This is a genomic window from Methylobacterium sp. C1 (assembly GCF_001854385.1).
Lineage (GTDB): Bacteria > Pseudomonadota > Alphaproteobacteria > Rhizobiales > Beijerinckiaceae > Methylobacterium > Methylobacterium radiotolerans.
The window spans coordinates 46,392-71,628 of record NZ_CP017640.1 but is presented as its reverse complement, the minus strand read 5'-3'; the positions used below and the strand labels follow the sequence as shown (position 1 = coordinate 71,628).

Genomic DNA, 25,237 nt, shown 5'->3' with positions numbered 1-25,237 from the left:
ATCACGGGTGGGCGAGCACCCGGTAGACCCCATCCGGATCGTCGCGGCCGGTGGCGACGGCGCTCGCGAGATCCGAGACGATGCGCGCCGCCACGGGCAGGCGGTAGTGCAGCGCGTCCCAGTAATTCGCGTCCCGGGTCGTGAGCGGCGAGATTCGGCGGAAATCCACCACGACCGCGCCGTGACGCGTCCCGATCATCGCGGCGCGCGCCTTGCAGGCTTCCTCGCGCAAGCCGACCGCCGAGCCCGGTGATCCCTGCGCCGCCGCGTGAACCGGCATGAAGGCCACGATCTTCAGGGCCTCGACGGGCACGCGGCCGAGAAGATCGTCCAGGCGGTCGAGGGCCGGCATCGGCGCGTCGGGCGGTTCCGCGGCCGACGAATCGACGGCACCGGCGCGGATGTGGGCCTGGGCGCGAACGAGATCGTAGTGCGCCTCAGGTGGCGTGAACACCGCGTAGCCGTCGCCGCGGATCCGCGCCTGCGCCAGTCCGAGATCGGCGAGCCCGATTCGGACGGCCGTCGTGACCGCGCGCAGGCTGACCTGCCGCAGGACGTCGCCGGGCGCCCGGTCCGCATAGAGCCAGTCGGGGAAGGCGTGGGCGGTTCGGGCCGGCGGATCGGCGGCGCACCAGGAGGCGTCGAGGCCCAACAGGACCGCGCGGACCGGCCGGCGGGCCAGGAACAGCGCGGCGAGGCGAGCCTGCTCATCGGGCGTCGCGGCATTCACCGCCAGATTGGCGAACCGGACGCCGAAGGCCGCGTCGAGCGCCTGCGGGTCGAGCAGCCGCGCGGTCGAAGTGCCGAAGACCGCCGCGTCGAACGGCCCGCCGCGGGCGATCTGCGGATAGGAGAGCCGCTGATTGGCGTCCATGATCGGTCCCGGCGGATGCCCGGGCGCCGCCCGCAGACCGTAGGGATCGACCGCGGCCACGAAAACGACCAGCGCCACGCCCATGCTGACGGCGCTGACGAGGAAGCTGCGCGCGAAGCCGACCCATCCTGCGGGTCGGGAGCCGGCTTGACCGTGTGAAGGCGAATCCATCGGGCGGCTTCATACGCCGTTTGGCCGGCCACGTCGCAAGCGCGCAACCGGCCGGGCGCCAGACACCGTGCGCAGACCCCTGATACAACGGCTGGGTGTAGAGCCTGCGACAAAAGGGCTACGGAAACATGTTGTTCCGGCGCGACAGCGCTTCCTGCACTTCTGCTGCTATGTATATGAGTACGGGTCGATTGCCGGCGCTTGACGATTTGATTTCGATGAAATTGATGATGATCACGGCACGCAGCCCGCGCGAACAATCTAGCAACGACACTCAGTGATCCAGTAGCGATGTCGAAGACGCCGTCGATCCTCGTGTGCGGGAAAAACAAGGTATGCGCCGACACACTCGAGGTCCTTCGTCGTAAGCTGCCAGATCACACGATCGTGTACGTTTTCGCCGACAAGGATGAGACTTCCGCGCGGGTCGCGCGCGACGTGGCGCACCGCCTCGGGATCGAGAGCCGCGGCGTCCGAAATGCCGAGGCCTTCGCACGCACCTATTTCGAGATCGATCCCACCCTGCTCCTGTCGGTTCAGTTCTCGATCATCTTGAGACACGACATCATCGAGCACGGCGGCGACCGACTCATCAACCTCCACTTCTCGCCGTTACCGCGCTACCGCGGGATGGCGCCCATCACGCTCGCCATCCTTAACGGCGACGCGACCTTCGGCGTGTCGCTCCACATCATCGATGCCGGGATCGACACGGGAGCCCTCGTGGATCAGGAGACCTTCGCGATCGAGGGCCGATCCAATCGCGAGGTCTACAGCCTCTGCGAGCAGGCCGGCGTGCGACTGATCGAGCGGAACGCGGCCATATTCGGGGCCGTTACCGCGACGCGCGGCCTGTCGGGTATGGCCGCCGTCCAAGACGACGCGGCGGCGACCTATTTCAGCAAGACGGATATCGACTACGCGCGGACAGAGATCGACTTCAACCGAACGGCGGCCCAGATCGACCGGCACGTGCGCGCCTACCTGTTCCCGCCCAACCTGTACGCGCGTATCACGGTCAGCGATCGGCGCTTCCGGGTCTTGCAGCCTCCGGAGGTCGGCGCGCGCTGCACGGATCGCAAACCCGGTCTGGTAGTGCAGAGCGATCCGCTGACCGTGACGACGCGCGACCGGATCCTGATCTTCAGACAGACAGAAGAAGATGCCTGAGCGCATGTCGAAGCCCACCCTGTTGCTGATGGATGTCTTCGGCATCCTCGATGCGAGCCGCAGCGGGCTTATCGACGCCTTCGCGGCGGCCGGATGCGACGTCGTCGTCGCGAACTTTGCCTATACCCACCTCAGCCAGTCGGAGGAGCTTTCCGAGACCCTGCTCGCCTTCTTGGAGGCCGACGGCGTTGCGATCGACGGCGCCCTGAGCATCAATGCGGTCGGGCTTTCCGCGCCGATCTATGAGGGTCTCGCGCGGCGCGGCGCGGCGCACGCGGCGTGGTTCGTCGACAGCCCCTTCTACTTCTCCGGCCTTGAGATCCCCGAGAGCGTATTGCTGAGCGTCGCGTGCAGCAACTTCGCAGAGCATCCGCAGGCGACCCGGGCCGACTGGCTGCCCTTCGCGGGCTTCGAGCCCCGGCCATCCCAGAACCGAGCCGCGACCTCGGTCGGCTTCCTCGGGTCGCTGCATCACATCGCGCTCTACGCGGCGCGCTCGCAGGACGGCCTCGTCGGTTCCCGCACCGGCCCTCTCCCGGTGGGGGTCGAGCTCCGTGATCGTATGCGTTCGCCATTCTTCATGATCGACGAGACGTGGAGTCTACCCGACGGCACGCCGGTCAACGCGATGGAGTACTTCAATTTCCAGTCATCGATGCACCGACTGGAACTCCTCTCCTACTTCTCGGCGACCGATCTGGAGATCCAAGGACCGCCGAGCTGGTACAAGGAACTCTGGACGGCAGCCCCTCACCTCCTTCACAAGTTTTCCGTGAACAGCGTCGCCGGCGAGCGGGAGATGCGGGCCTACATGGCCCGCTACCGCATCTGCCTGAATATCTTTCACATTCAGAATATGAACGGTGGCCCGAACTTCAGAAGCTTCGACGCCGCTTCGCACGGCGTCCCGTGCCTGTCCCAATATAACCGCGACTGCACCGCCCTCTTCCCGCACGGTGAGGCGGCCCTGTACTTTAATAACCCTGCCGAGGCGCTTCATCTACATCGGGAGCTCGACGGCAGTAGTCGGCTGAGACAGAAGCTCGCGGCGGCAGCCGCGCGGGTCGTTCGCGACGGGAACACGTTCAGCCATCGCGCCAGCCGCTTCCTCAAAACGCTGGCGCTAAGACAGCGGGCCGGTACCGCCAGGGGCACAATCCGGCATCTGCGCTGGCAGGATGGCTGGACCGCCGAGCCGGAGGATGCAGCGCTGGCGGCAGCAGCTTCTCCGGAGCCTTCGCAGGCCGGAAGAGAGTTCCTGGCCCGAAATCCCATCCGTCGCTTCTTCGAACGGGCGCGCCGCTAACGCGCGCCGCCGCGCGCGCATTTCGAATCCGCGCGCGGGCCGTTCCACACGGGCAAATCCACAAACCACGTGAACCGATCGGCCGCGGCCCATATAGACTCAGGGCGTCCCCGCTCGGTGAGGGTGTGCGGCGTGGAAAGGCGGCATGACGTTCACGGCACACAACATCCGCCTCGCAGACGGGTCCGAGACCTTGCCAGAGGCGGGCTGGTTGATCGCCGACAGCCCCTGGACCCAGGCGGCGCTGCGCTCGCTCCGGCTGTTCTACGGGCACAGGCTGGCCGGCCGCTCGATCGTCGATCTGGGCTGCCTCGAGGGCGGGTACACGCTCGAGTTCGCCCGCGCCGGAATGCGCGCCACGGGTGTCGAGGTGCGCCGCTCCAATTTCGAGAACTGCCTACGGGTCAGAGATGGGGCCGGCGTCCCGGACCTCGGCTTCGTCAACGACGATGTTTGGAACCTCGCGGCCCACGGTCCCTTCGATGCCGCGTTCTGCTGCGGGCTGCTCTACCACCTCGACAGACCGGCCGCCTTCATCCGCCTCATGGCTGACTGCGTGCGCGACGTGATCATCCTGCACACGCATTTCGCGACTGACGAGAACCGAGACCTGTTCCAGCTCTCGCCGCCGGCGGAGAACGAAGGCCTGCCCGGCCGCTGGATGCACGAGCACGATCTCGACGACACCAGCCAGCTCGAAGCTCACAAATGGACCTCGTGGAGCAACAAGCGCTCCTTCTGGCCGACCAAGCCGGCCCTGATCCAGCTCCTGAAGGCGTGCGGCTTCGACATGATCTACGAGCAGTACGACATGCTCGGGCTCGACATCCGCGGTTCGATGGAGAGTGGCTACTACCACCAGCAAGGCCGGGGCATGTTCGTGGCCATGCGGACCTGAGCGACGCAGGCACCCGCGTCGATTCTGAGCTTCCTATCCACGAAGACTTGCGCCACCCGGGCTACCACGAACCTGATCAGCGATGTCCGCTTGATTACTGCGGCGAGCGAGTCGCAGCATCATCCTTATTTCGCGAAGTCCCGCAGTCGTGTTCGCGACGAGCGTCGCTCTGTGGGTGACAGCCATCCTGCTTCTGCTTGCTTGGCCGCATCTTCGCGTGCGCGTGAGGGAGCGGTGTCGCCGCACGACCCGAACGCAGATTGAGCGCCTGCTCGTCGAGAACCGTTGGATGGAGCGCCTTGCCCGGGATGCGGCCGCGTTCGTGGCGCTCTGGTAACGGGTACTGGTCCGGCTGCTCCGCGCCCATCTCTCGCGGCCGCTCCGCGCCGTCGTCCGGATCGGCAACTTCGGACGGTTGGTCCGGGCGGAATTCGCGTCCTTCCTGCCGGTCGGGATCGCGTCCTGGACCCTCGTCGACTGCGCCAGCTCCGCGCAAGCAGGCTACGAGGCGCCGATGCTGCGGCGCCTGAAAGCGGCGGCCTGGCGTCTGGAATACCAGTATCGAAACTCCTTCGTCCTCCTCCGGGCCCGGACGCGCGTCGGGGTGTGCCTGCAATCGGCGGATCGCGACGTCGCGTACCTCCCGATCTCGGGCGACGCGGCGGCGGAGCGTGCCGGATCGGCCGAGGCGTGCGTGATGACCACCGGCCGCTTCAGCGTCGCGGCGCGCGCCCTGGCGGAAGAGCAGACCGTCCTGGCGCTGCACTGCTTGCAGATGGACTTACTGCCGCCCCGGGACAGGTCGATGGTCGTGCCTCGCAGCGTCCGCGGCAACGGGCTTCGGTGCGCAGCCTGACCGCGCTCAGGCCCCCGTGGGGGACGTGAAGTGTGCCGCGCGAGACCGATGACAGCTCTCGGAGCCGCAATCGTGAGAGACCCGCCGTCAAGCGCCGCGATCTGTCACGCCGACGGGCTTACCGGTTCGCCTGTCACTGTTAGGAAGAGTCGCGGTGCTCGCCAACGCATCGAGCGCCCCTGACCTCGCCCGCCCGGTTCGCCGTGGCGGGCACATTTTTCCCCGATCGGGGCAACGCGCGCTTCACCATCCCGGGCAGACGCTGAGGCCGAATCGTGGTCCGCGCCGTTGAGGCGCATGGACCAGTCCGCGTTGCCCAGAACGGACCACCCCGCAACCGACCAGGACACCCTCGCCGAGTTGCCGGCGGGCGATTTCGTCAGGCGATGGCGGCAGATCACCGGCGAGCCGCCGGCCATTCTCCTGAATTCGCGGTCCGAGATGATCGCGCTTCTCGTGGAGAGCGTGCCCATCGCGCCGCTCACGCCGCCGGAGAGGATCCCAAGAATTGCGGAGGTCGACGAAGTGCCGTCTCAGAAACGCGGCCCGGCTGGTCCCGGCACACCTGATCCGGAATGAGACGCGCCCGATGACCTCCGGAGGCGCGACTGCGAACCGATCCGGGATGACGCGATACCGGCGAGCCTCGACGCCCTCGGACCTTTGCCGATGGCCGCGTTCGCGAGCACTTCGGAGCAGTGGCATCGTCGCGCGATCTGAGCTGGACGGTCGCGCATCACCTGCACGCGGACGCAGGGCAGCTTTCCGTTCTCACCGAGCTTGAGATCGCGGGAATTTTGGTCGGAGTGGCAGGATTTGAACCTGCGACCCCCACGTCCCGAACGTGGTGCGCTACCAGACTGCGCTACACTCCGAAGGCCGCCCCGCGTGTCCGTCAGGGCCGGCGAGCGGGTGTATAGCCGCGCCTTTGCCCCACCGCAAGCGCGGTCTCGCGCCTTTTCAGCCGAGATGATCGGGCCAGTCGTCCGAGAGCCGGTGGCAGGTGATCTCCGCCCCTGCGGATCGGACCGCCACCGTCGCCACGTGATCGCTCCCGCAATCGATCTCCGCCAAGCTCCACGGACCCTCCAGGTTCCAGGACACGTCGCCGGAAGCCCGGAGAAGGCGCGGCGGTTCGGGGGGGACGCTGACGCTGAAGCGGTCGAGCGGTAGCGACAGGCCGCTGCCCAGCGCCTTCACCACCGCCTCCTTGCGGGTCCAAAGTCCGAAGAAGCGACGCTCGACCGCGCTTCGGGGGGCGCCGGCGAGGGCCGACACTTCGTCGGCGGCGAAATGGGCCGCCGCGATCCGCAGCGCGTCGGCGATCGGCCGGACGGCCTCGACATCGACACCGATCGACGCGTCACGGGCGAGCCCGATCAGCGCGCGCGCGCCGGAATGGGACAGGTTGAAATCTGCGGCCCCCCGCGCCGCGCCCGCGAGCTCCGGCTTGCCGCCGGCTCCGGCCAGGAACTCCACGTCGGCCGGCGCGAGACCGAGCGCGTCGCCGAGGATCAGCCGCAGCGCGGCGTGGCTGGCGCGGAACCGCGCCCGATCCACCGGGCGCAGGAACCGGTCCGCCCGCCCGCGCTCCGCGGCGTCGAGAACGGCCTCGCACCGGTCGATCTGGCCCGGGGTCAGGGCGAGGTCGACGATCCAGACCTCGACCGCGCTCACGCGCCACCTCGCGAGGCGAAAGCAGTGGCGCTAGCGTCAGGGGAGCGAAACGGCACGGGCGGCGATCCGATGGAAGGAAGGAGCAGCATCGGATCGCCGCCCGTCTCCCGCAAGGAGCGCCGCGCTCCGTGACGGTGTCCGGCACGGATCTCCGCGTCGGCCTGTCCGGCAGACCGAGCCTCGGCCTGCGGCCGGTCCGCTACGGGGTATTCTTCGCCACCTATCTCTATCAGGGCCTCATCGCGGGCTTCTCGCTGACGGCGCTCGCCAATCATCTCGCGGCGCAGGGCGTCTCCTCCACGGAGGTGGGGACGCACTTCGCTCTGGCGGGCCTGCCGTGGACGTTGCAGCCCCTGCTCTGGGGGCCCTGGGTGGACCGGGCCGGGGACACGCGGATGGGACGGCGCCGCCCCTTCGCGGTGGCCGCCCTGGTCGGATGCCACGCGACGCTGGCGCTCCTCCTCGTCCCCGGGGGCCACGCCGTCGGAGCGCTCGGCCTGGTTTTCCTCGTCCACAGCCTGTTCGCGTCGCTCCTCGATACCGCCTGCGACCGGATGATCATGGATCACGTCCCGGCCCGTGAGCTCGGCCGCGTCAGCGCCTGCACCCGGGCGGGCTTCACGGCCGGAACGAGCCTCAGCGCCGCACTCTTCGGCTGGTCGCTCGCGAATTGGGGCTTCTCCGCGAGCGCCCACTGGCTGTTCGCCGCCGCGATCGTCGCGAGCTTGCCGATGCTGCTGGTCCGCGAGGCGCCGAGCGATCCGATCTGGTCGCTCGATCGCCGCGGACCGCCGCCGCGGCGCGTCCCGTTCCGCCGCTTCCTGCGCCGGACGGTCGTGGCTTTGCGCCGTCCGCGCGCCCTGCGGCTGCTCGCCCTGTGCTTCGGCGTCGACGCGGCGCTCGGCCTGTTCGAGTTGCCCTTCGCGATCGATCTCCTCCAGCGGCAGGGCTGGGAGGCCGCCGGCCTGTCGCGACTGCAGGCCGTGCTGACCCTGGTGAGCGGCACGGCGGGAGCCGTCGCGGTGGGTGTCTGGTCGGACCGCGCGGGAGCGGCGTCGCCGTTGCGCGCCCTGCTTCTGGGCAGCGCCGTCACCTTCGTTCTGGCCGGGATCCTGATCGCTGCCGGGCTCGTCGGGGCCGCGGCACCGGCCATCCTGGCGCTCACCAGCGTGCTGCCCGGCCTGCTGATCGTCGCCCTGATGCCGGCGCTGCTCGCGGCGAGTCGGGGCCGTCCGGGCGCGGCCACGCAGTTCGAGGTGTACATGGCGTCCATGAATCTCGGCTCGGTCGCCGGGACCGCGGTCGCGGGCTGGCTGGCCCCGGCTCTGCCGCTGCAGGCATTCGCCGCGCTGGTCGCCGCGACGTTCTTCGCGGCCTTCCGCATGGCGAGGCGCGGCGATCTGCTCAGCCCCCGCCCGTGAGGGAATCGGGGACTGCGCGCCGCGGCCGGCTCCCCGCCGGCCGCCGATGCGTTAGAACCCCGGCATGGCCGCAACGAAATCCGAACCGCTCGATCTCGACCTCACCGCCGAGGAAGCGCGCGCCGAGTACGCGCGCCTGTCGGACGCGATCCTGGAGGCCGATCGCCTCTACTATCAGGAAGACGCGCCCGAGATATCGGACGCCGAGTACGACCGGCTGCGCCGCCGCCTGGAAGACATCGAGGCCCGCTTCCCCGATCTCGCCGGTACCGGCGCCGCCAGCACGTCGGTCGGCGCGAAGCCTTCGGAGAAGTTCGCCAAGGTGCGGCACGCGGTGCCCATGCTCTCGCTGGGCAACGCCTTCGACGACGCGGAGGTGGCCGAGTTCGTCGCGCGCGTGCGCCGCTTCCTCGGCTGGTCGGACGACACTCCCCTCGCCTTCACGGCCGAGCCGAAGATCGACGGCCTGTCCCTATCGCTCCGTTACGTGAACGGCCGGCTCGACACCGCCGCCACCCGCGGCGACGGCGAGGTCGGCGAGAACGTCACGGCCAATGCCCGCACGGTGCAGGACATCCCGGCGGTGCTCGCGGGGGCCGGCTGGCCGGAGATCTGCGAGGTGCGCGGGGAGGTCTACCTGTCCCACGCCGACTTCGCCGCCATCAACGCCCGGCAGGAAGCGGCCGGCAAGCCTCTCTTCGCCAACCCGCGCAACGCCGCCGCCGGCAGCCTGCGCCAGCTCGATCCCGCGATCACCGCGTCCCGGCCGCTGCGATTCTTCGCCTATGCCTGGGGCGAGCTGTCGGCGCCGATCGCCGAGACCCAGACCGGCGTGCTGGAGCAGTTCGCGACCTGGGGCCTGCCGGTGAACCCGCGCACCGAGACCTTCACCGACACGGCGGCGATGCTCGCCCATTACCGCCGCATCGAGGCGGACCGGGCCGGGCTCGGCTACGACATCGACGGCGTCGTCTACAAGGTCGACGACCTCGCGCTCCAGAAGCGGCTGGGCTTCGTCTCGCGCTCGCCCCGCTGGGCGCTCGCCCACAAATTCGCCGCCCAGGAAGCCACGACGGTCGTCGAGGACATCGTCATCAATGTCGGCCGCACCGGCTCGCTGAACCCGCTGGCCAAGCTCCGTCCCGTGACGGTGGGCGGCGTCGTCGTGTCGAACGCCACCCTGCACAACGAGGGCTACGTGAAGGGCGTCGGCGCCGACGGCGAGCCGATCCGCGACGGCCGCGACATCCGCGTCGGCGACACGGTGACGGTGGTCCGGGCCGGCGACGTTATCCCCAAGGTCATGGACGTCGACCTCACGAAGCGCCCGGCCGACTCGCGGCCCTACGCGTTCCCGGAGTCATGCCCGGCCTGCGGCAGCCGCGCCGTCCGCGCCATCAACCCGCGCACCGGCCGGCCCGACGCGGTGCGCCGCTGCACCGGCGGCCTGATCTGCCCGGCGCAGGGCGTCGAGCGGATGAAGCACTTCGTGTCGCGCAACGGCTTCGACATCGAGGGCTTCGGCGAGACGTATATCGAGGTCCTGTTCGAGGCCGGACTGGTGCGCCAGCCCGCCGACCTGTTCCGCCTGGATTTCGAGGAACTTAAGGCTGCGATCGTGGCGCGGCGCGAGGCGCTGTCGGCCGAGCGGCGCGCGGAATCGGGGACGTCCGAGCCGCCCAAGAAGGCCGCCAAGAAGAAGGGCGACGAGGACGACAAGGCGATCAAGAACCTGCTCGCCGCCGTCGAGGCACGGCGCGCGGTGCCGATGAACCGCCTGCTCTTCGCCCTCGGCATCCCGCAGATCGGCGAGGCGACCGCCAAGGCGCTGGCGAAGCGCTTCGCCGACATGCCGACGCTGATCGCGGCGATCCGCGAGGCCGCGGCGGCGCAGCCGGGTCCCGACTGGGTCGAGCTCACCGCAGTGCCGCGCGTCGGGGGCACCACCCGGGACCGGCTCCTCGATCTCGGCTTCCCGGAGGACGACGCGGCGCCGGCCAAGGAGCGGGCGCGCCTGAGCGCCGTCCAGCGCGAGAACCTCCTCGCCCATTACGGCGACGTCGACGCGGTGCGCGCCGCGATCGCGCAGGCTGCGGCGCAGCGTCCCGGCGATGCCTACCGGGTCTTCGCCGACGACGGCGAGATCGGCCCGGTGGCGACCGATGCCCTGCTCCTGTTCTTCTCCGAGCCGCACAACGCCAACGCCGTCACCGCGCTGCTCGACGCGGTCGCGGTGCAGCCGATGGAGCGGGCCGCCGCGGCCTCCACCTTCGCGGGGAAGACCGTGGTCTTCACCGGCACCCTGGAGAAGATGACCCGCAACGAGGCCAAGGCGGTGGCCGAGCGGCTGGGCGCGAAGGTCTCGGGCTCGGTCTCGGCCAAGACCGACCTGGTCGTCGCCGGCCCGGGAGCGGGCTCGAAGCTGAAGGACGCCCAGAAGCACGGTGTCCGGGTCGTCTCGGAGGACGATTGGCTGGCGATGGTGGCGCAGGGTTGAAGCCCGAGTCCGGCCGGCCTAGACCTCTCGGGGAACACCCCGAGAACTTCCACCCGGTATGGTTGAACCGCGATGACGGTCCTGGCCCTCGACTTCGAGACGGCCAACGAGCGGCGTGACAGCGCCTGCGCGGTGGGGCTCGCCTGGATCGCGGATGGCCGGGTCGTGCGCCGCGAGAGCCACCTGATCCGGCCCCCCGAGATGCGCTTCGCGCCGGGCAACATTCGCGTCCACGGCATCCTGCCGGCCGACGTCGCCGACAAGCCCGACTTCGCCGCCGTCATGGCGCCCTATCTCGGCGATCTCGCGCGCGGGCTGATCCTGGCGCACAACGCGAGCTTCGATATCGGCGTCCTGCGCGCCGGCCTGACCCGGGCAGGCCTGCCGGTGCCCGATCTCGCCTATCTCTGCACGGTCCAGGTGTCTCGCCGGGTCTTCCCGGCGCCGGAGGGCTGCGGGCTCGGCAAGGTCGCGCGGCGCCTCGGCATCCGCTTCGAGCACCACGATGCCGGCGAGGACGCCTATGCGTGCGCGGAGATCGCGCTGGCCGCGATGCGCGAGCGGGCGGTCGCGGACATGCACGCCCTCGCGGCCGCGCTCGGCCTCCCGGTCACGCGGGCGGTCGGCGGTCCCGCCGTGCCGCGCCGCGCGCCGGGAGCGATCAGCGGCCGGGCCCTGGCGGCCTTCCCCGAGGAGCCGGCGGCCCTGCGCTTCGCCATGCGCGGGTCGACCGGCAACCGCTACCACGTCAGCCTCGAGGAGCGGCCGGGCGGCCCGGAGCTGCGCTGCACCTGCACGGCGGGCCGCTACGGCATGCGCTGCCGCCACGTGAAGGCGCTGGAGGTCGGCGACATCACCGACCTGCTCTCGGACAATGCCGGCGACGTCGTGCTCCTCGCCCGGATGCTCGGCGCGAAGACCCGGGTCGCGGGCGCGGCCTGACCGGTCAGGCCGCGTCGAGGCAGGCGCGGAAGGCCGCGACAGCGCGATCGACGTCGGCCGGCGCGATGTGCCGGTGCGTGACGAGCCGAAGCCGCCGCGCGCCGAGCGGGCGCGAGCGGATGCCGGCCGCGTCGAGATCGGCCACCCAGCGCGCGCTGTCCCACCCCGTCCGCGAGACATCGACCTGCACGATGTTGGTCTGCGGCGCGGTCGCCGCGAGGGGCGGCATGGCGTTCAGCCCGTCGCTCAGCTGCCGGGCCCGGTCGTGATCCTCGGCGAGGCGTGCGCCCATGACGGTGATCGCCTCCAGCCCGGCGGCCGCCACGATCCCGACCTGCCGCTGCGTTCCGCCGATCATCTTCCGCAGGCGCCGCGCCGCCGCGATCACCGGCCCGTCACCGGCGAGCACCGCCCCGACCGGGGCGCTCAGGCCCTTCGACAGGCACAGCGACACGGTATCGACATGGGCGGCGAGGTCCGCCGGCGCGACGCCGAGATGGGTCGCTGCGTTGAACAGACGGGCCCCGTCGAGATGGACCTTTATCCCGCGCGCGCGGGCGATCCCCGCCACCGCCGCCATGTGGTCCGGCGGCAGCACGGTGCCGCCGGCGGCGTTGTGCGAGGTCTCCAGGGCGATCATGGCCGTCCGCAGCGGGCTCGCACTGGGCCGGAGGGCGTCCTCCAGACGGTCGAGATCCATGGCACCGTCGGTTCCGGCGATCCCGTACAGGAACGCGCCCGTCAGGGTGGCGGCCCCGCGCTCGGTTTGGAGCATGTGGGCCTGGGCCTCCAGCAGGACCTGCTCGCTGCGCTGAACCTGGGCCAGGATCGCCAGCAGGTTGCCCATCGTGCAGCTCGGCACGAACAGGCCGGCCGCCTTGCCGAGCATGGCGGCGGCGGTCTCCTCCAGCGCGCAGGCGGTCGGGTCGGCGTCGAGCCCGTCGTCGCCCAGCGGCGCCGACCGCATCCGGGCGTACATCGCCTCGGTCGGCCGCGTGACCGTGTCGCTCCGCAGGTCGACGACGGTCGGCGCGTCCGCCGCTTCGCCGTGTTCGTTTCGCATGTCGATCCCGCCGCTTTACCGGTACGCCCCCTCGTCACCGGAATCGGTCGGGTTGGCGAGGGCACGTCTGAGAACGTCGCTCATCGGCAACTCCAAGTTGATACCCTTCGGCGGGATCGGCTGCTCGAAGTACTTGCCGTAGAGGCGCGCCACGGTCCCGTCCTGGATCAACTCGACCACCGCCTTGTCGACCGCCGCCTTGAAGGCCGCGTCGTCCTTGGGCTCCAGGATCCCGTAGGGGGCGAATTCCAGGCCTTTCGTGCCGATCTTGTAATCCGCCGGGCGCTTGGCGCCCGCCACCGTGGCGTGGGCCAGGGCGTCATCGTTGATGGCGCCCGCCGCGCGGCCGGTCTCCACGAGCAGGAACACCTCGGCGGTGTCCTTGGCGGGCATCACCTGGATGTCGAGCTTGTCGCGGACGTTGATCCGGGTGGCGACGCGCTGTGTCTCGCCGCCGGCCTGGGCCGAGATGGCCTTGCCGCGGAAGGACGCGATGTCGTCGACATCCACCGGCGTGTCCTTCTTGGCCACCAGCACCACCTGCGCCACGAAGGTGGTCGGCGCGAACGAGACCAGCTTGTGCCGCTCGGGCAGGTTGCTGGCGGTGCCGCATTCCAGGTCGATCGTACCGTTGTTGATCAGCGGGATCCGGGTCGCCGACATCACCGGCACGTGGCGCACCTCGAGCTTGTTCATGCCGAGAACGGCTTTGAGCTTCTGCGCGACGTGCTCGCATATCTCCAGAGAATAGCCCACCGGCTTGGCGTTCTGGTCGAGGAAGCCGAAGGGTGGCGACGCGTCCGGGAAGCCGAGGCTGATCTGCCCGGTCGCGCGGATCTTGTCGAGGCGCCCCTCGGCGGCCGACGGCGCGGCGAGCCCGGCCCAGCACAGAGTGGCCAACAGAAGCGGCAGCGTCCTCGACACGATCCGAACCCCCTCGCTATGTCTGAACCGGAGAAGCACCGGGCTGCCCCGACGGGGAGTCGGCCCGAAGCTTTGCCGGTCGATCCTAGGAGCGGCCGCGCGCGGGCGTCCAATGCCGATTCACCTGCCGAGCATACGGATCTGATATGGCCGAGCGGCGCATGACCTTCCGGCACATCGAGGCGTTCCGGGCCGTGGTCGCCACCGGGTCGATGACCGAGGCGAGCCGCCGGCTCCACACCTCGCAGCCGCAGGTCAGCCGGCTGATCGCCCAGTTGGAGACCATCACAGGCCTGCCCCTGTTCGATCGGAGCGGGAGCCGGGTCGTGCCCTCCCTCGACGGAACGCGGTTCCACGCGGAGGTCGAGCGCGCCTTCGTGGGTCTCACCAGCCTGGAATCGGCGGCCGCGCGGATCCGCGCCTTCGGGACGGAGCGGCTGCGGGTGGCCGCGATGCCGCGGCTGGCGGGCGGGCTCCTCGCGCGCGCGGTCGTCCGCTTCCGGGCCGCGCATCCGGACGTGATCGTGGCGATCCATTCCGGCGATGACGAGACCGTGAACCACTGGCTCGCCACCGGCTCCTGCGACGCCGCGCTGACGATGCTGTACGGCGACGCCCCGGAGGCGCGCGCCGAGCATGTCGAGACGCGCGCCTGCGTCGCCGTTCTGCCGCGGGACCACGCCCTCGCCGCGCGGGAATCGCTCGCGCCCGCGGATTTCCAGGGCGTGCCCTTCGTCGCCGCGTCGCTCGGGAGCGCCCTGCGCGACCGGACCGAGGCCGTCTTCGAGGCCGCCGGCATCGGCCTGACCATCACCGCCGAGGCCGGCCTCGGCGCCTCGATCTGCACCCTCGTCTCGGCCGGGCTCGGGGTCAGCGTGATGAACCCGCTGGCCGCCCACGAGGAGGCGAAGGTCTCGCCGATCGCGATCCGGCCCTTCGCCCCCGCCCTCCCGGTGCATTTCGCGCTGCTGTTCCCCCCGGACCACGCCCGCGGGCGGCTGATGCGGGCCTTCGGTGCCTGCGCGCGGACGGTCCTGCTGGAGGAGCTCGCCCAGCTGCCGGACGCCGCGGGCGGGCGTCCGGCCGACTTCGCTCAGGCGGCGCGCTTCTCGGCGCCGGCGTAGAAGGTGCCCCCGCGCTCGGCCATCGCGGCCAGGTTGTCGGGTACGTGGAAACGGGGCCCGTGCTTGGCCTCGAGCGACCGCGCGAGGTCGACGAAGGCCGCCGCGCCCATGAAGTCGATGTACGACAGGGTCCCGCCGGTGAACGGCGCGAAGCCGAAGCCGAGGATCGAGCCGACATCGGCCTCGCGCGGGTCGGTGACCACGCCCTCGCCGACCGTGCGGGCAGCCTCCAGCGCCTGGACCACCAGAAGCCGCTGCTTCAGCTCGGTGAAGTCGACGGCGTCGGGATCGAGCCGGTTCGGCTGCAGCTCCTTCAGGCCGGGCCAGAGGCGCTTCGGCGCGCCCTCGGGGTAGTCGTAGAAGCCCTTGCGGTTCTTGCGGCCCAGACGGCCCTGGTTCTCGACCATCTCGGCGAGGATCGCCTTCTGCGCCGGGTCGACGGCGCCCTGCCCCACCTGCGCCTCGGTAGCCTTGGCGATCTTGAGCACGAGATCGAGGGCGACCTCGTCGTTGAGCGACAGCGGCCCGACCGGCATGCCCGCCTGGCGGCCGGCGCTCTCGATCATCGCGGGCGGCACGCCCTCGGCGAGCATCTTGTGCCCCTCGAGGATGTAGGCGCCGACGCAGCGGTTGGCGAAGAAGCCGCGGGCGTCGTTCACGACGATCGGGGTCTTCTTGATCAGCCGCACGTAGTCGAGAGCGGCGGCGAGCGCCGCGTCTCCGGTCGCCTCGCCCTTGATGATCTCGACGAGCATCATCTTCTCCACGGGCGAGAAGAAGTGGATGCCGACGAACTGCGCCGGCCGCTGCGACGCCTTGGCCAGCCCCGTGATCGGCAGGGTCGAGGTGTTGGACGCGAAGATCGCGTCGGGGCGGATCACCGCCTCGACCTTCTGGATCACCTCGGCCTTCACGCGCGGATCCTCGAAGACGGCCTCGATCACGAGGTCGCACTCGGCGAGGGCGCCGTAATCCGCCGTGGCCTGGATCCGGCCGAGCAGCGCCTCCCGGTCGGCCGTCTTGGCCCGGCCCTTGTTGATCTGGCCGGTGATCAGGGTGTGGGCGTAGGCCTTGCCCTTCTCGGCGGCCTCGACGGACTGGTCGACGAGAACCACCTCGATGCCGGCCTGGGCGGTGACGTAGGCGACACCCGCGCCCATGAAGCCGGCACCGATCACGCCGACCTTGCGCAGGTCGGTGGCCGGCACGTCCTTCGGGCGGCGCGCGCCCTTGTTCAGCTCGCCCATGGAGATGAACAGCGTGCGGATCATCGCCGCCGCCTCGGTCGAGCGCAGGATATGCGCGAAGTACCGGCTCTCGACCTGCAGGGCGAGGTCCATCGGCAGCTGCAGGCCCTCGTAGACCGAGGCCAGGATCGCCTTGGCGGCGGGGTAGTTGTCGTGCGTCTCGCGGCGGTAGATGGCGTTGGCCGGCGGCCAGATCATCATGCCGGCGGGCGAGTAGACCTTGCCGGACGGGGCCTTGAACTTCGGCACGTCCCACGGCGCCACCGCGGAGCCGCCCTCGCGGATCCAGGCCTTGGCGCGCTCGACGATCTCGGCCTGCGGGGCCACGGCGTGGATCAGTCCCATGCCCTTGGCCATGGGCGCGCGGATCTGCTCGCCCTTGAACAGCATCTGGAGGGCATCGCCGGTCTGCATCAGGCGCGCGACCCGCTGCGTGCCGCCGCCGCCCGGGAACAGGCCGACCTTGATCTCCGGCAGGCCGACGCGGGTCTTCCCGTCGTCGGACGCGACCCGGTAGTGGCACGACAGCGCCAGCTCGAAGGCGCCGCCCAGGCACAGGCCCTGGATGGCCGCGGCGAAGGGCTTGCCGCAGGTCTCCAGCCGCCGGAACAGCAGTGACAGGCGCCGGGAGGCCTCGAAGAAGTGGCGCATCGCCACCTCCTCGCCCTGCTCGGCCTTCAGCTGCTCGTAGGCCCGACCGAGGCCCTGCAGCATGGTGAGGTCGGCGCCGCCGGAGAAATTGTCCTTGCCGGTGGCGATGACGCAGCCCTTGATCGTCGGATCGGACGCGACCTGCTCGACGATCTGCTCGAGCTGGTCCATCACGCCTTCGGTGATGACGTTCATCGAGCGGCCGGGCATGTCCCAGGTCGCCAGAGCGATGCCGTCGGGATCGGTCTCGAAGCGGAAATCGGTCAGCGTCACGGTGCCGTCCTCCCTGGATTCCGCCGACGATCCGCCGGCGCGCTTGCATTAAGGTTGTGTTGAGCGCGGCCGCCCATTGTCCGCCGGCCGGGGTCACTCACCGAAAGCCGCACATGACGAAGGATTCCGGCTGCCGCGCCTGTCGCGCCGGCACCAAGCTCGACTTCGACTTCACGATGGCGTTTCAGCCGATCCTCGACCTCGCGGACGGCAGCGTCTGGGCCTACGAGGCGCTGGTGCGCGGTCCGAACGGCGAGCCAGCCTACACGATCCTCGACCGGGTGACCGACGACACCCGCTACCAGTTCGATCAGGCCGCCCGCGTCAAGGCGATCGAACTCGCCGGCACCCTGTTCCCCCGCGACAGCGCCACGCGGCTGTCGATCAACTTCATGCCGAACGCGGTCTACGAGCCGAATGCCTGCATCCGCGCCTCGCTCGAGGCGGCCCGGCGCATCGATTTCGCCCACCGGCGCATCATGTTCGAGTTCACCGAGCAGGAGCGGTTCCGCGACCTCGAGCACGTGAAGGGCATCGTCGCCGCCTACCGGAAGCAGGGATTCCTGACGGCGCTCGACGATTTCGGCGCCGGCTTCGCGGGCTTGAGCCTGCTCGCCAACTTCCGCCCCGACCTGATCAAGATCGACATGGACGTGCTGCGCGGCCTCGACAGCGACGCCGGGCGCTACGCCATCGTCTCGGGCGTGGCCGCCATCGCCCGCGCCCTCGACGTCACGGTGCTCGCCGAGGGCGTGGAGACCGCCGGGGAGCTCGACGCCCTGCGAAACATCGGGATCACGCTCGTGCAGGGCTACCACTTCGCCAAGCCCCTCCTGGAGGGACTGCCCCCGGTCGCGGGCTTCGCCCCCGTGGCTGCCGCGCGCGCAGCCTGACGCCGGACCGACGCGCGCGGCCTTCATCGCCTACTTCGGAGCCGGGGTCGGCGCCGCGGCCGGCGGCACGGCCGGCACCGGCGGGGTGCCGGGCTTCGGCGCGTTGTCGGTCGCCGCGGCGACCGCCAGCATGTTGAGCAGCTTGGTGACGGAGTTCTGCGAGATCGCGGTCACCGACGAGTTCGGATCGGCGTTCATTGTCTGGAACTTGAGATAGGTCGGGTCCGAGTAGATCTCGTCGAGGTGCTTGAGCTCGGCGAGGCTGAACTTCTCGGCGTAGTCCTTCGAGAGTCCCTGCACCATGAGGGCGCGTTGCTTCTCGAACTCGTCCAGCAGTTCCTTGCGCACGGCCTCGGCGCGGGCCTCCGGCATCGGCGCCACGGTCTTCTCGAGGGCGACGTTGAACCCGGTCTGAAGGTTCTTGATCAGGGTCTTGTTGACGAGGTTCGTGGCCGCGGCGACGCGGTCCGCGGCGTCGTCGGCGCGGGCGGCCACCGGCAGGCTCAGGGTGACGCCCAGACAGAGCGTCGCAATCAGGCGGTTCAAGGGCTTGTCTCCCGTTGTTTTATCGTCCGGACCGCGAAAGGGCCGAGCGTCGCCCGCGCCTCTAGCAGCGTTCCCGGACTTTGGGGAGCGGCGCCGCGCCGCTCCCAGGCGCGCGGCGGTTCAAACCCGCTCGATGATGGTCGCGGTGCCCATGCCGGCGCCGATGCACAGCGTGACCAGCGCGCGCTCCTTACCGGTCCGCTCCAGCTCGTCGAGGGCGGTGCCGAGGATCATCGCGCCGGTGGCGCCCAGCGGGTGGCCGAGGGCGATGGCGCCTCCGTTCACGTTGACCGCCTCCGGGTCGAGGTCGAAGGCCTGGCAGAAGCGCAGGACCACCGCCGCGAAGGCCTCGTTGACCTCGAACAGGTCGATGTCCGCGAGGCTCAGGCCCGACTTCGCCAGCACCTTGCGGGTGACGTCCACCGGCCCGGTGAGCATCAGCGCCGGATCCGACCCGATATTGGCGAAGGCGCGGATCCGGCCGCGCGGGCGCAGGCCCGCGGCCTCGCCGGCTGCCCGGGAGCCGATAAGCACGGCGGCGGCGCCGTCGACGATGCCGGAGGAGTTGCCGGCGTGGTGGACGTGCTCGACCGTCTCGACGTCCGGATGCGCGTCGGTCGCCACGGCGTCGAAGCCGCCCATCTGGCCCATCTGCACGAAGGACGCCTTCAGCGCGGCGAGCGACTGCATGTCGGTGCCGGGGCGCATGTGCTCGTCGCGGTCGAGGAGCGTGATGCCGTTCACGTCGCGGACCGGAACCACGGAGCGGTCGAACAGGCCCTCGCCCCACGACTTCGCCGCGCGCTCCTGCGAGCGCACCGCGTAGGCGTCGCACTCGTCGCGGGTGAAGCCGTACTTGGTGGCGATCAGGTCGGCCGAGACGCCCTGCGGCATGAAGTAGGACTTGATGGCGATCGCCGGGTCGACCGGCCAGGCACCGCCCGAGGCGCCGATGCCGATGCGGCTCATCGATTCGACGCCGCCGCCCACCGCCATCTCGTGCTGGCCGCTCATGACCTGCGCGGCGGCGAAGTTCACCGCATCGAGGCCGGAGGCGCAGAAGCGGTTGATCTGCACGCCCGGCACGTGCGCCCCGTAATCGGCCACCAGGGCTGCGGCGCGGGCGATGTCGCCCCCCGCCTCCCCTACCGGATCGACGCAGCCCAGCACCACGTCGTCGACCAGGGCCGTGTCGAGGCCGTTGCGGTCCTTGAGGGCGCGGAGCGCGGTCTCGGCGAGTCGCAGGGCGGTGACTTCGTGGAGGGAGCCGTCCGCCTTGCCGCGCCCGCGCGGCGTGCGAACGTGGTCGTAGATGAAGGCGTCCGTCATCAGCACTCCCCCGGGGCGTCGGTCTTCGCCGGTCGGCGACGCGGCCTTACAGGGCCGTCTCGGTTCGCGCCAGTCTGCCACGGCGCGCGCGCCCTCGGCCAGCCCCGGAAGCGGGGAGCCGGCGAAGGGCGCGTGACAGCGGCGGAGTTTTGGCAGTGATCGTCCGGGACCGGCGCCGATCAGGCCGACGCTCGGACCGCTCCGGCGGCCATTCCGGGACGGACCCGATCCACTTTGAGCGGGTTGCTCCGGTGGATTGCCCGGTCTCGACTAGTCCTGAAGCATCCGCTTCAGCAGCTCGACTTCATCGCCGAGCACCGAATCTTCACCGATCTGCTTCTCGATCTTGCGCACGGCGTGGAGCACCGTGGTGTGATCGCGCCCTCCGAACCGGCGGCCGATCTCCGGCAGCGAGCGCAACGTCAGGACCTTGGACAGGTACATGGCGATCTGACGCGGCTTCACCACCGCGGCGGTGCGCCGTTCCGACAGGATGTCGGACCGCGAGACGTTGTAGCGCGAGGCGACCAGCTTCTGGATGTCCTCGATCTTGATCCGCTTCGGCTCGCGGTTCTTTACCAAGTCGCGGATCGCGCTCTCGGCCGTCTCCATCGTCACGGCGGTGCCGGTGAGCGTGGCGTGGGCCAGCAGGCGGTTCACGGCGCCCTCGAGGTCGCGGCCGTTGGCGGTGATCGCACGGGCCACGTAGGCCGCCACCTGCGGCGAGACGTCGAAGCCCGGATGGGACGCCCGCACCGCGGCGAGGCGGGCGGACAGGATCGAGACGCGCAGGGCCTCGTCGAGGGCCGTGATCTCGACCACGAGGCCGCCGCCGAGCCGCGAGCGCACCCGCTCGTCCAGGGCCTCGAGCTCGGTCGGGGGCCGGTCGGAGGCGACGACGACCTGACGTCCGGCATCGATGAGCGCGTTGATCGTGTGGCCGAACTCGGCCTGGATCGACTTGCCCTGGATGAACTGGACGTCGTCGAGGATCAGCAGGTCGATGCCCCGCAACCGCTCCTTGTAGGCGAGCGCCGACTGGGTCTTCAGGGCGTTGACGAAGCCGTACATGAACCGGTCGGCGGTCAGGTAGATCACCCGGCGCCCGGCCTCGCGGGCAGCGTGGCCGATCCCGTGCAGCAGGTGGGTCTTGCCCAGCCCGACGCCCGCGTGGAGGTAGAGCGGGTTGTAGAGCGCGCCCTCCCCCTGGTGATTGGCGACCCGCTCGGCGGCGGCGTGCGCCAGCGCGTTCGAGCGTCCGATCACGAAGCTCGCGAAGGTCAGCCGCGCGTCGAGCGGCGTGCCGCTGAGATCGCCCCCGGCCTCGCCGCCGCGCGCCTCGGGCGTCGGCGCGACCGCGGCGACCGGGATCGGCGCGCTGGTCGCGTGGAGGCGGGCGAGCGGTCCGCTGGCCGGGCCGGCCTTGGCGACCCCGGCGGCGACCGGACGGACCGGCGCCCCGGTCCCGCGCACGCCGACCTCGATCCGCGCGATCTCCTCGACCTCGGCCTTGAAGGTGTTGAGCACGCGGTCGAGGTAGTGCGACTCGATCCAGCTCTTGAGGAAGCGGGTCGGGACCGTCAGACGGGCCGTTCCGCCGGCCACGGTCTCCAGCTCCAGGCGGGCGAACCAGCTCGCGAACACGTCCTCGCCGAGCTCGGCCCGCAGCCGGCGCTTCACCCGGGCCCAGGCAGACCCGTAATCCGTGTTGCCGCCACCGTTGCGGCCCCCGTCGTCGTCGCTCGCCACCGTTCCGTCGACACGCATCACTGGCTCTCCCGACGCTGCCCACGGAGACCCGCAGGCGGCGCGTACGCACGATTTACGCCCTCAGCGTCCCGCAAGAACGGGCGGGACAGAGTCCTCTCAACGGAGTCAACCCCACCGCGAGGAACTTTTGCCGATTGGGAGAGCCTATCAACAATTACCTACGGTTCCTTTAACAGTGGGACTTGTGGGGACGGCGCGGATTCCCATTCGCAAGTGTTCCCGCCCGGGCTGAACACGGCCGCTAGAGTCTTGGCGAATCAGTTCGATTCGCTGGAGTCCCGAAATCGGCGTGTTTTGCTTGTCCAGGGTCAGTTTCTGTTAAGCTACACGCCGTTTCTGGACTCTGCAATCACGTTGATTCTTGGACAGGGTTAACGCTTTCGTGCCGGGACGAGGCGGCGGCGCGCGGCTCGCCCGGACAGCGCGCACGAAAAAGCCCGGCGCGAAGGCCGGGCTCGAGACCGTCTCGGTGGTGCGTGGCGGTTTAGGCGGCGAGCGCCTTCACGCGGGCGGCGAGGCGCGAGACCTTCCGCGAAGCGTTGTTCTTGTGAACGATGCCGTGCTGGGCGGCGCGCATCATCTCGGGCTCGGCGGCGCGGAGGGCGGCCAGCGCGTCCTGCTGGTTGCCGCTGGCGATGGCCTCCTCGACCTTGCGGACGAAGGTCCGCATGCGCGAGCGGCGCGAGCGGTTGATCGCCGTACGCTTGGCGATCTTGCGGGTCATCTTCTTGGCCGAAGCGGTGTTGGCCATGTACGTCCTCGTGTTTCTCGTCGGGCGATGCCGACGGGCCGGCTGGGCCGGAAATCGGTCGTCGCGTCAGGTTGTCTGGCGATGGCCGAGACGCAGCGCGCGCGAAAGCGCGGCCCCTCGGCGAAGCGGCTTCTATAGTCAGGGGGGCGCCGCGCGTCAACGCGCTCGGAGGCAAATCCGGAGCGCGGGCTTCGGCCTCGGCCCGGGAGCCGGGAAGCATTCGGCAGGCTTCAGCGAAGACGTCCGGCCGCGCGAGGCAGCATCGCCGGGACGATGACGAGCGCTGGCCGCTTCATGCAAGAGAGCGTCGGCTATTCCGGCCAGCGCAGAGCCGCCGCCGCCGCCAGCGTCCCGACCACGGCGGCGATCAGCGTCAGCGCCGCCAGCACCGCCAGCGGCACGAGGAACGGCACCGTCCCGCCGCTCGCCGCCTGCGCGGCCGAGACGCCGAAGATCAGCGTCGGGATCATCAGCGGCAGGACCAGCACGGCGAGGATCAGGCCGCCCCGGCGAATCGAGGCGGTGAGCGCCGCGCCCACCGCGCCGATGAAGCTCAGGGCCGGCGTGCCGGCCAGAAGCGTCAGGGACGTCGCGCCCATGGCGGTGCCGTCGAGGGCCACCAGCAGGCCGAAGAGCGGCGCGGCCAGCGCCAGCGGCAGTCCGGTTGTCAGCCAGTGCGCCGCGACCTTGCCGAGCACCACCAGTTCGAGGGGCACCGGTGCCGCGGTCATCAGGTCGAGGGAGCCATCCTCCTCGTCGGCCTGGAACAGGCGGTCGAGGCCGATCAGCGTCGCCAGCACGGCGGCGAGCCAGAGGATCGCCGGGCCGATCCGCGACAGCAGATTGAGATCGGGCCCGAGGGCGAAGGGCACGAGCGCGACGATCATCAGGAAGAAGACCAGCGACAGGGCGCCGGACCCGCCGACCCGGCCGGCGAGGCGCAGGTCGCGGGCGATGAGGGCGAGGACCGCGCGAATCACGCCCACTCCTCCAGAAGGTCCGCGACCGGTGCCGCGGCGGCGGTCTCGATGCGCAGTTCCGCAGCGCCGGCGAGGCCGAGGGACTGGTGGGTGGCGGCGATCACGAGGCCGCCGCCGGCCCGATGGCCCTCCATCAGCTCGGCGAGCACCGCCTGCGAGGCCGTGTCGAGGGCGGCGGTGGGCTCGTCCAGGAGCCAGAGCGGGCGGGCGCAGACCAGCAGCCGCGCCAGGGCCACGCGCCGCCGCTGACCCGCCGACAGATAGGCCACCGGCAGGTCGTGCGCGTGGCCGAGGCCGAGCCGCTCCAGCGCGGCGCGCGGGTCCAGACGCGGCGCGCCCAGGAGCCGCTGGGCGAACAGGAGGTTCTCGCCCGCCGTGAGAGAGCTCTTCAGCCCGTCGCGGTGGCCGACGGCGTGGAGGCACTCGGGCAGACTCGCCTCGCCGACATCGGCGACGTCGATCCGCCCGGCATCCGCCCGCAGTCGGCCCGAGAGGATGGCGAGGAGGCTCGACTTGCCCGCGCCGTTCCGCCCGGTGATCGCGAGGGCGTCGCCGGGTCCGAGGGCGAAGGACAGGTTGGCGAAGATGCGGCGGCCGGAGCGGCGGCAGGCCAGATTGTCCACGCTGAGCCGCACCCGATACCCCGCCCTCGTTCCGCCACCGCGCGGCCGCTCCGCGAATCGCCGACTCCATGCCCGATCGCGGCGCGGAACGGAACTGCACGGCTCAGCTGCGCTTTCGTTCTGCAACGGAGGATTGCCGATGGCCGAGGCGAGGAACCCGAGCGAGACCGAGGTGGCCGCGACAGCCGACGCGGTGGCCGGACGCGCCAAGGTCGAGGCGCGCATGGCGCAGTGCACGCCCGAGGAGCGGACGGCGTTCTGGGAGGCGGTCGGCCGCTGCTTCGGCGGCGGCAAGCCGCCGGAGATGAAGCCGGCCTCCGGCTGATCAGCCGCCCTTCCGCGTCAGGGCCCGCAGCGCCCCGCGGAACGTCCGCACGTCCTGCTCGGTCAGGCTCATGCGGTGGAGCATGTCGCGCATGTTGCGGGCGATGATCTCCTTTTTCTCCGGCGGGTAGAAGCCAGCCCCGTCGAGCGCCGACTCCAGGCTGCCGAAGAGCGCGATCAGCGCCTCGCGGTTCGCTGGCGGCGAGAGCAGTTCGCCCGTGAAGGGCAGCTGCGCCCGCCCGCTCGCCTGCCGCCACGCGTAGCCGACCAGCAGGACGGCCTGCGCGAGGTTGAGCGAGGGAAAGTCTGGGGAGACCGGGAAGGTGACGATCGCGTCGGCGAGCGACACCTCGTCGTTGGTGAGCCCGACCCGCTCGCGGCCGAACATCACCGCGGTGCGCTGCCCCTCCCGGGCCACGAGCTCGCCCATGGCCTCCTCGGGCGCGAAGACACGCTTCATCTGCCCGCGCTCGCGCGCCGTGGTCGCCAGGACGTACTGGCAGTCGGCGATGGCCTCGGCCACGCTGCCGTAGATCGCGGCCGCGTCCAGGACGTGCGTCGCGCCCGAGGCCGCCTCTCGGACGCCCTTCTTGGGCCAGCCGTTCTTCGGGTTGACGAGGCGCAGCTCCGACAGGCCGAAATTCGCCATGGCCCGGGCGGTCATGCCGATATTCTCGGCGAGCTGCGGCTCCACCAGGATCACCGCGGGGGCGATCCCGGGCGGCAGTTCGGTGACCTTCCTGGGGGCAACCTCGGGGGCGTCGCCCTGTGCGTCTCGGCTCGTCATGGCGGCCGTCTGGCACGGCGAGCCCGCGCCCGTCGAGGGGCGAGTGACGATGCCGCCCGGATGACAGCGCGCGCCTTCCGTCGCCGGAAGGGCCGCGCTATGTCGCGGGGCGATTCCGGCCCGGGGCGCCCCACAGGTCT

General features: G+C 70.5%; 23 protein-coding genes and 1 tRNA gene. 11 read left to right on the top strand and 13 right to left on the bottom strand.

Annotated elements, in window-relative coordinates:
* Nucleotide 1: 1 nt before the first annotated feature.
* A complete protein-coding gene (locus tag BKE41_RS00330) occupies nucleotides 2-1,045 on the bottom strand; it encodes a hypothetical protein (RefSeq protein WP_070998237.1) in 1,044 nt (347 codons plus the stop codon).
* 291 nt (nucleotides 1,046-1,336) lie between these two features.
* Here BKE41_RS00330 and BKE41_RS00325 point away from each other — a divergent pair, with 291 nt between their 5' ends.
* From BKE41_RS00325 to BKE41_RS30695, 5 genes are all read left to right on the top strand, one after another.
* The gene (locus BKE41_RS00325) at nucleotides 1,337-2,215 is read left to right on the top strand and encodes a formyltransferase family protein (protein ID WP_083374250.1); all 879 of its coding nucleotides are present in this window, start codon (nucleotides 1,337-1,339) and stop codon (nucleotides 2,213-2,215) included.
* A gap of 4 nt (nucleotides 2,216-2,219) precedes the next feature.
* Nucleotides 2,220-3,521 carry a glycosyltransferase gene (locus tag BKE41_RS00320; protein ID WP_012317044.1) on the top strand — a complete coding sequence of 434 codons (1,302 nt, stop codon included), beginning with the start codon at nucleotides 2,220-2,222 and terminating at the stop codon, nucleotides 3,519-3,521.
* A 145-nt stretch (nucleotides 3,522-3,666) separates the two neighbouring features.
* Complete coding sequence (locus BKE41_RS00315; RefSeq protein WP_012317043.1) at nucleotides 3,667-4,419, top strand: class I SAM-dependent methyltransferase; 753 nt, start codon at nucleotides 3,667-3,669, stop codon at nucleotides 4,417-4,419.
* 514 nt (nucleotides 4,420-4,933) lie between these two features.
* Nucleotides 4,934-5,275 carry a hypothetical protein gene (locus tag BKE41_RS00305; protein ID WP_133250867.1) on the top strand — a complete coding sequence of 114 codons (342 nt, stop codon included), beginning with the start codon at nucleotides 4,934-4,936 and terminating at the stop codon, nucleotides 5,273-5,275.
* A gap of 297 nt (nucleotides 5,276-5,572) precedes the next feature.
* Nucleotides 5,573-5,854, top strand: coding sequence for a hypothetical protein (locus tag BKE41_RS30695; RefSeq protein ID WP_024827918.1), 282 nt, complete (start codon nucleotides 5,573-5,575; stop codon nucleotides 5,852-5,854).
* Nucleotides 5,855-6,073: 219 nt separating this feature from the next.
* Here BKE41_RS30695 and BKE41_RS00295 read toward each other — a convergent pair.
* Nucleotides 6,074-6,150 (bottom strand) — tRNA-Pro (locus tag BKE41_RS00295).
* 85 nt (nucleotides 6,151-6,235) lie between these two features.
* Nucleotides 6,236-6,952, bottom strand: a complete 717-nt coding sequence (locus BKE41_RS00290; protein WP_029359129.1) for a 4'-phosphopantetheinyl transferase superfamily protein — start codon at nucleotides 6,950-6,952, stop codon at nucleotides 6,236-6,238.
* 128 nt (nucleotides 6,953-7,080) lie between these two features.
* Here BKE41_RS00290 and BKE41_RS00285 point away from each other — a divergent pair, with 128 nt between their 5' ends.
* The 3 genes from BKE41_RS00285 (at nucleotide 7,081) to BKE41_RS00275 (ending at nucleotide 11,812) form a co-directional block, all read left to right on the top strand.
* Entirely contained in the window at nucleotides 7,081-8,373 is a 1,293-nt protein-coding gene (locus BKE41_RS00285; protein WP_070998234.1) for an MFS transporter, read from the top strand.
* A gap of 64 nt (nucleotides 8,374-8,437) precedes the next feature.
* Nucleotides 8,438-10,870, top strand: coding sequence for an NAD-dependent DNA ligase LigA (ligA, locus tag BKE41_RS00280; protein WP_070998232.1), 2,433 nt, complete (start codon nucleotides 8,438-8,440; stop codon nucleotides 10,868-10,870).
* Nucleotides 10,871-10,942: 72 nt separating this feature from the next.
* Complete coding sequence (locus BKE41_RS00275; RefSeq protein WP_012317038.1) at nucleotides 10,943-11,812, top strand: 3'-5' exonuclease; 870 nt, start codon at nucleotides 10,943-10,945, stop codon at nucleotides 11,810-11,812.
* A gap of 4 nt (nucleotides 11,813-11,816) precedes the next feature.
* Here the strand turns inward: BKE41_RS00275 and BKE41_RS00270 are convergent, their stop codons facing one another.
* Both BKE41_RS00270 and BKE41_RS00265 read right to left on the bottom strand, forming a co-directional pair.
* Entirely contained in the window at nucleotides 11,817-12,875 is a 1,059-nt protein-coding gene (locus tag BKE41_RS00270) for a GntG family PLP-dependent aldolase (RefSeq protein ID WP_063111069.1), read from the bottom strand.
* Nucleotides 12,876-12,890: 15 nt separating this feature from the next.
* The gene (locus BKE41_RS00265; RefSeq protein ID WP_041372227.1) at nucleotides 12,891-13,775 is read right to left on the bottom strand and encodes an amino acid ABC transporter substrate-binding protein; all 885 of its coding nucleotides are present in this window, start codon (nucleotides 13,773-13,775) and stop codon (nucleotides 12,891-12,893) included.
* 185 nt (nucleotides 13,776-13,960) lie between these two features.
* Between BKE41_RS00265 and BKE41_RS00260 the strand changes: the two genes are divergently transcribed.
* The gene (locus tag BKE41_RS00260) at nucleotides 13,961-14,923 is read left to right on the top strand and encodes a LysR substrate-binding domain-containing protein (protein ID WP_245295873.1); all 963 of its coding nucleotides are present in this window, start codon (nucleotides 13,961-13,963) and stop codon (nucleotides 14,921-14,923) included.
* Here BKE41_RS00260 and BKE41_RS00255 read toward each other — a convergent pair.
* Nucleotides 14,893-17,094 (bottom strand): 3-hydroxyacyl-CoA dehydrogenase NAD-binding domain-containing protein, encoded by a 2,202-nt coding sequence (locus BKE41_RS00255; RefSeq protein ID WP_070998230.1) that lies wholly within the window; start codon nucleotides 17,092-17,094, stop codon nucleotides 14,893-14,895. The genes BKE41_RS00260 and BKE41_RS00255 overlap by 31 nt on opposite strands.
* 113 nt (nucleotides 17,095-17,207) lie before the next feature.
* On the opposite strand from BKE41_RS00255, the gene BKE41_RS00250 reads away from it, so the two are divergent.
* Nucleotides 17,208-17,987, top strand: coding sequence for an EAL domain-containing protein (locus BKE41_RS00250; protein WP_059408993.1), 780 nt, complete (start codon nucleotides 17,208-17,210; stop codon nucleotides 17,985-17,987).
* Nucleotides 17,988-18,017: 30 nt separating this feature from the next.
* Here BKE41_RS00250 and BKE41_RS00245 read toward each other — a convergent pair whose 3' ends face one another.
* The 6 genes from BKE41_RS00245 to ccmA all read right to left on the bottom strand — a co-directional run bounded on the left by BKE41_RS00245 (nucleotide 18,018) and on the right by ccmA (nucleotide 23,998).
* Nucleotides 18,018-18,533 (bottom strand): hypothetical protein, encoded by a 516-nt coding sequence (locus BKE41_RS00245; RefSeq protein ID WP_053620406.1) that lies wholly within the window; start codon nucleotides 18,531-18,533, stop codon nucleotides 18,018-18,020.
* Between the two features lie 120 nt (nucleotides 18,534-18,653).
* The gene (locus tag BKE41_RS00240; RefSeq protein WP_024827925.1) at nucleotides 18,654-19,862 is read right to left on the bottom strand and encodes an acetyl-CoA C-acetyltransferase; all 1,209 of its coding nucleotides are present in this window, start codon (nucleotides 19,860-19,862) and stop codon (nucleotides 18,654-18,656) included.
* Nucleotides 19,863-20,132: 270 nt separating this feature from the next.
* The gene (dnaA, locus tag BKE41_RS00235; RefSeq protein WP_024827926.1) at nucleotides 20,133-21,629 is read right to left on the bottom strand and encodes a chromosomal replication initiator protein DnaA; all 1,497 of its coding nucleotides are present in this window, start codon (nucleotides 21,627-21,629) and stop codon (nucleotides 20,133-20,135) included.
* Between the two features lie 487 nt (nucleotides 21,630-22,116).
* Nucleotides 22,117-22,383, bottom strand: a complete 267-nt coding sequence (rpsT, locus tag BKE41_RS00230) for a 30S ribosomal protein S20 (protein WP_012317029.1) — start codon at nucleotides 22,381-22,383, stop codon at nucleotides 22,117-22,119.
* Between the two features lie 311 nt (nucleotides 22,384-22,694).
* Nucleotides 22,695-23,363 (bottom strand): heme exporter protein CcmB, encoded by a 669-nt coding sequence (gene ccmB, locus BKE41_RS00225; RefSeq protein WP_012322650.1) that lies wholly within the window; start codon nucleotides 23,361-23,363, stop codon nucleotides 22,695-22,697.
* A complete protein-coding gene (gene ccmA / locus BKE41_RS00220; protein WP_012322649.1) occupies nucleotides 23,360-23,998 on the bottom strand; it encodes a heme ABC exporter ATP-binding protein CcmA in 639 nt (212 codons plus the stop codon). The genes ccmB and ccmA overlap by 4 nt, the downstream gene beginning before the upstream one ends.
* A 127-nt stretch (nucleotides 23,999-24,125) precedes the next feature.
* Between ccmA and BKE41_RS00215 the strand changes: the two genes are divergently transcribed.
* Nucleotides 24,126-24,311, top strand: a complete 186-nt coding sequence (locus BKE41_RS00215) for a hypothetical protein (RefSeq protein ID WP_053620404.1) — start codon at nucleotides 24,126-24,128, stop codon at nucleotides 24,309-24,311.
* Here BKE41_RS00215 and BKE41_RS00210 read toward each other — a convergent pair whose 3' ends face one another.
* On the bottom strand, nucleotides 24,312-25,097 hold the full coding sequence (locus BKE41_RS00210; protein ID WP_043072874.1) for an RNA methyltransferase: 786 nt from the start codon (nucleotides 25,095-25,097) through the stop codon (nucleotides 24,312-24,314). It abuts the gene before it with no gap.
* Nucleotides 25,098-25,237: the final 140 nt, after the last annotated feature.

Bases quoted from the DNA above. Each gene is read 5' to 3' on its own strand.
- BKE41_RS00330 (WP_070998237.1), bottom strand. From the start codon at position 1,045: ATGGATTCGCCTTCACACGGTCAAGCCGGCTCCCGACCCGCAGGATGG.
- BKE41_RS00325 (WP_083374250.1), top strand. From the start codon at position 1,337: ATGTCGAAGACGCCGTCGATCCTCGTGTGCGGGAAAAACAAGGTATGC.
- BKE41_RS00320 (WP_012317044.1), top strand. From the start codon at position 2,220: ATGTCGAAGCCCACCCTGTTGCTGATGGATGTCTTCGGCATCCTCGAT.
- BKE41_RS00315 (WP_012317043.1), top strand. From the start codon at position 3,667: ATGACGTTCACGGCACACAACATCCGCCTCGCAGACGGGTCCGAGACC.
- BKE41_RS00305 (WP_133250867.1), top strand. From the start codon at position 4,934: ATGCTGCGGCGCCTGAAAGCGGCGGCCTGGCGTCTGGAATACCAGTAT.
- BKE41_RS30695 (WP_024827918.1), top strand. From the start codon at position 5,573: ATGGACCAGTCCGCGTTGCCCAGAACGGACCACCCCGCAACCGACCAG.
- ligA (WP_070998232.1), top strand. From the start codon at position 8,438: ATGGCCGCAACGAAATCCGAACCGCTCGATCTCGACCTCACCGCCGAG.
- BKE41_RS00275 (WP_012317038.1), top strand. From the start codon at position 10,943: ATGACGGTCCTGGCCCTCGACTTCGAGACGGCCAACGAGCGGCGTGAC.
- BKE41_RS00270 (WP_063111069.1), bottom strand. From the start codon at position 12,875: ATGCGAAACGAACACGGCGAAGCGGCGGACGCGCCGACCGTCGTCGAC.
- BKE41_RS00260 (WP_245295873.1), top strand. From the start codon at position 13,961: ATGACCTTCCGGCACATCGAGGCGTTCCGGGCCGTGGTCGCCACCGGG.
- BKE41_RS00250 (WP_059408993.1), top strand. From the start codon at position 17,208: ATGACGAAGGATTCCGGCTGCCGCGCCTGTCGCGCCGGCACCAAGCTC.
- BKE41_RS00240 (WP_024827925.1), bottom strand. From the start codon at position 19,862: ATGACGGACGCCTTCATCTACGACCACGTTCGCACGCCGCGCGGGCGC.
- dnaA (WP_024827926.1), bottom strand. From the start codon at position 21,629: ATGCGTGTCGACGGAACGGTGGCGAGCGACGACGACGGGGGCCGCAAC.
- rpsT (WP_012317029.1), bottom strand. From the start codon at position 22,383: ATGGCCAACACCGCTTCGGCCAAGAAGATGACCCGCAAGATCGCCAAG.
- BKE41_RS00215 (WP_053620404.1), top strand. From the start codon at position 24,126: ATGGCCGAGGCGAGGAACCCGAGCGAGACCGAGGTGGCCGCGACAGCC.
- BKE41_RS00210 (WP_043072874.1), bottom strand. From the start codon at position 25,097: ATGACGAGCCGAGACGCACAGGGCGACGCCCCCGAGGTTGCCCCCAGG.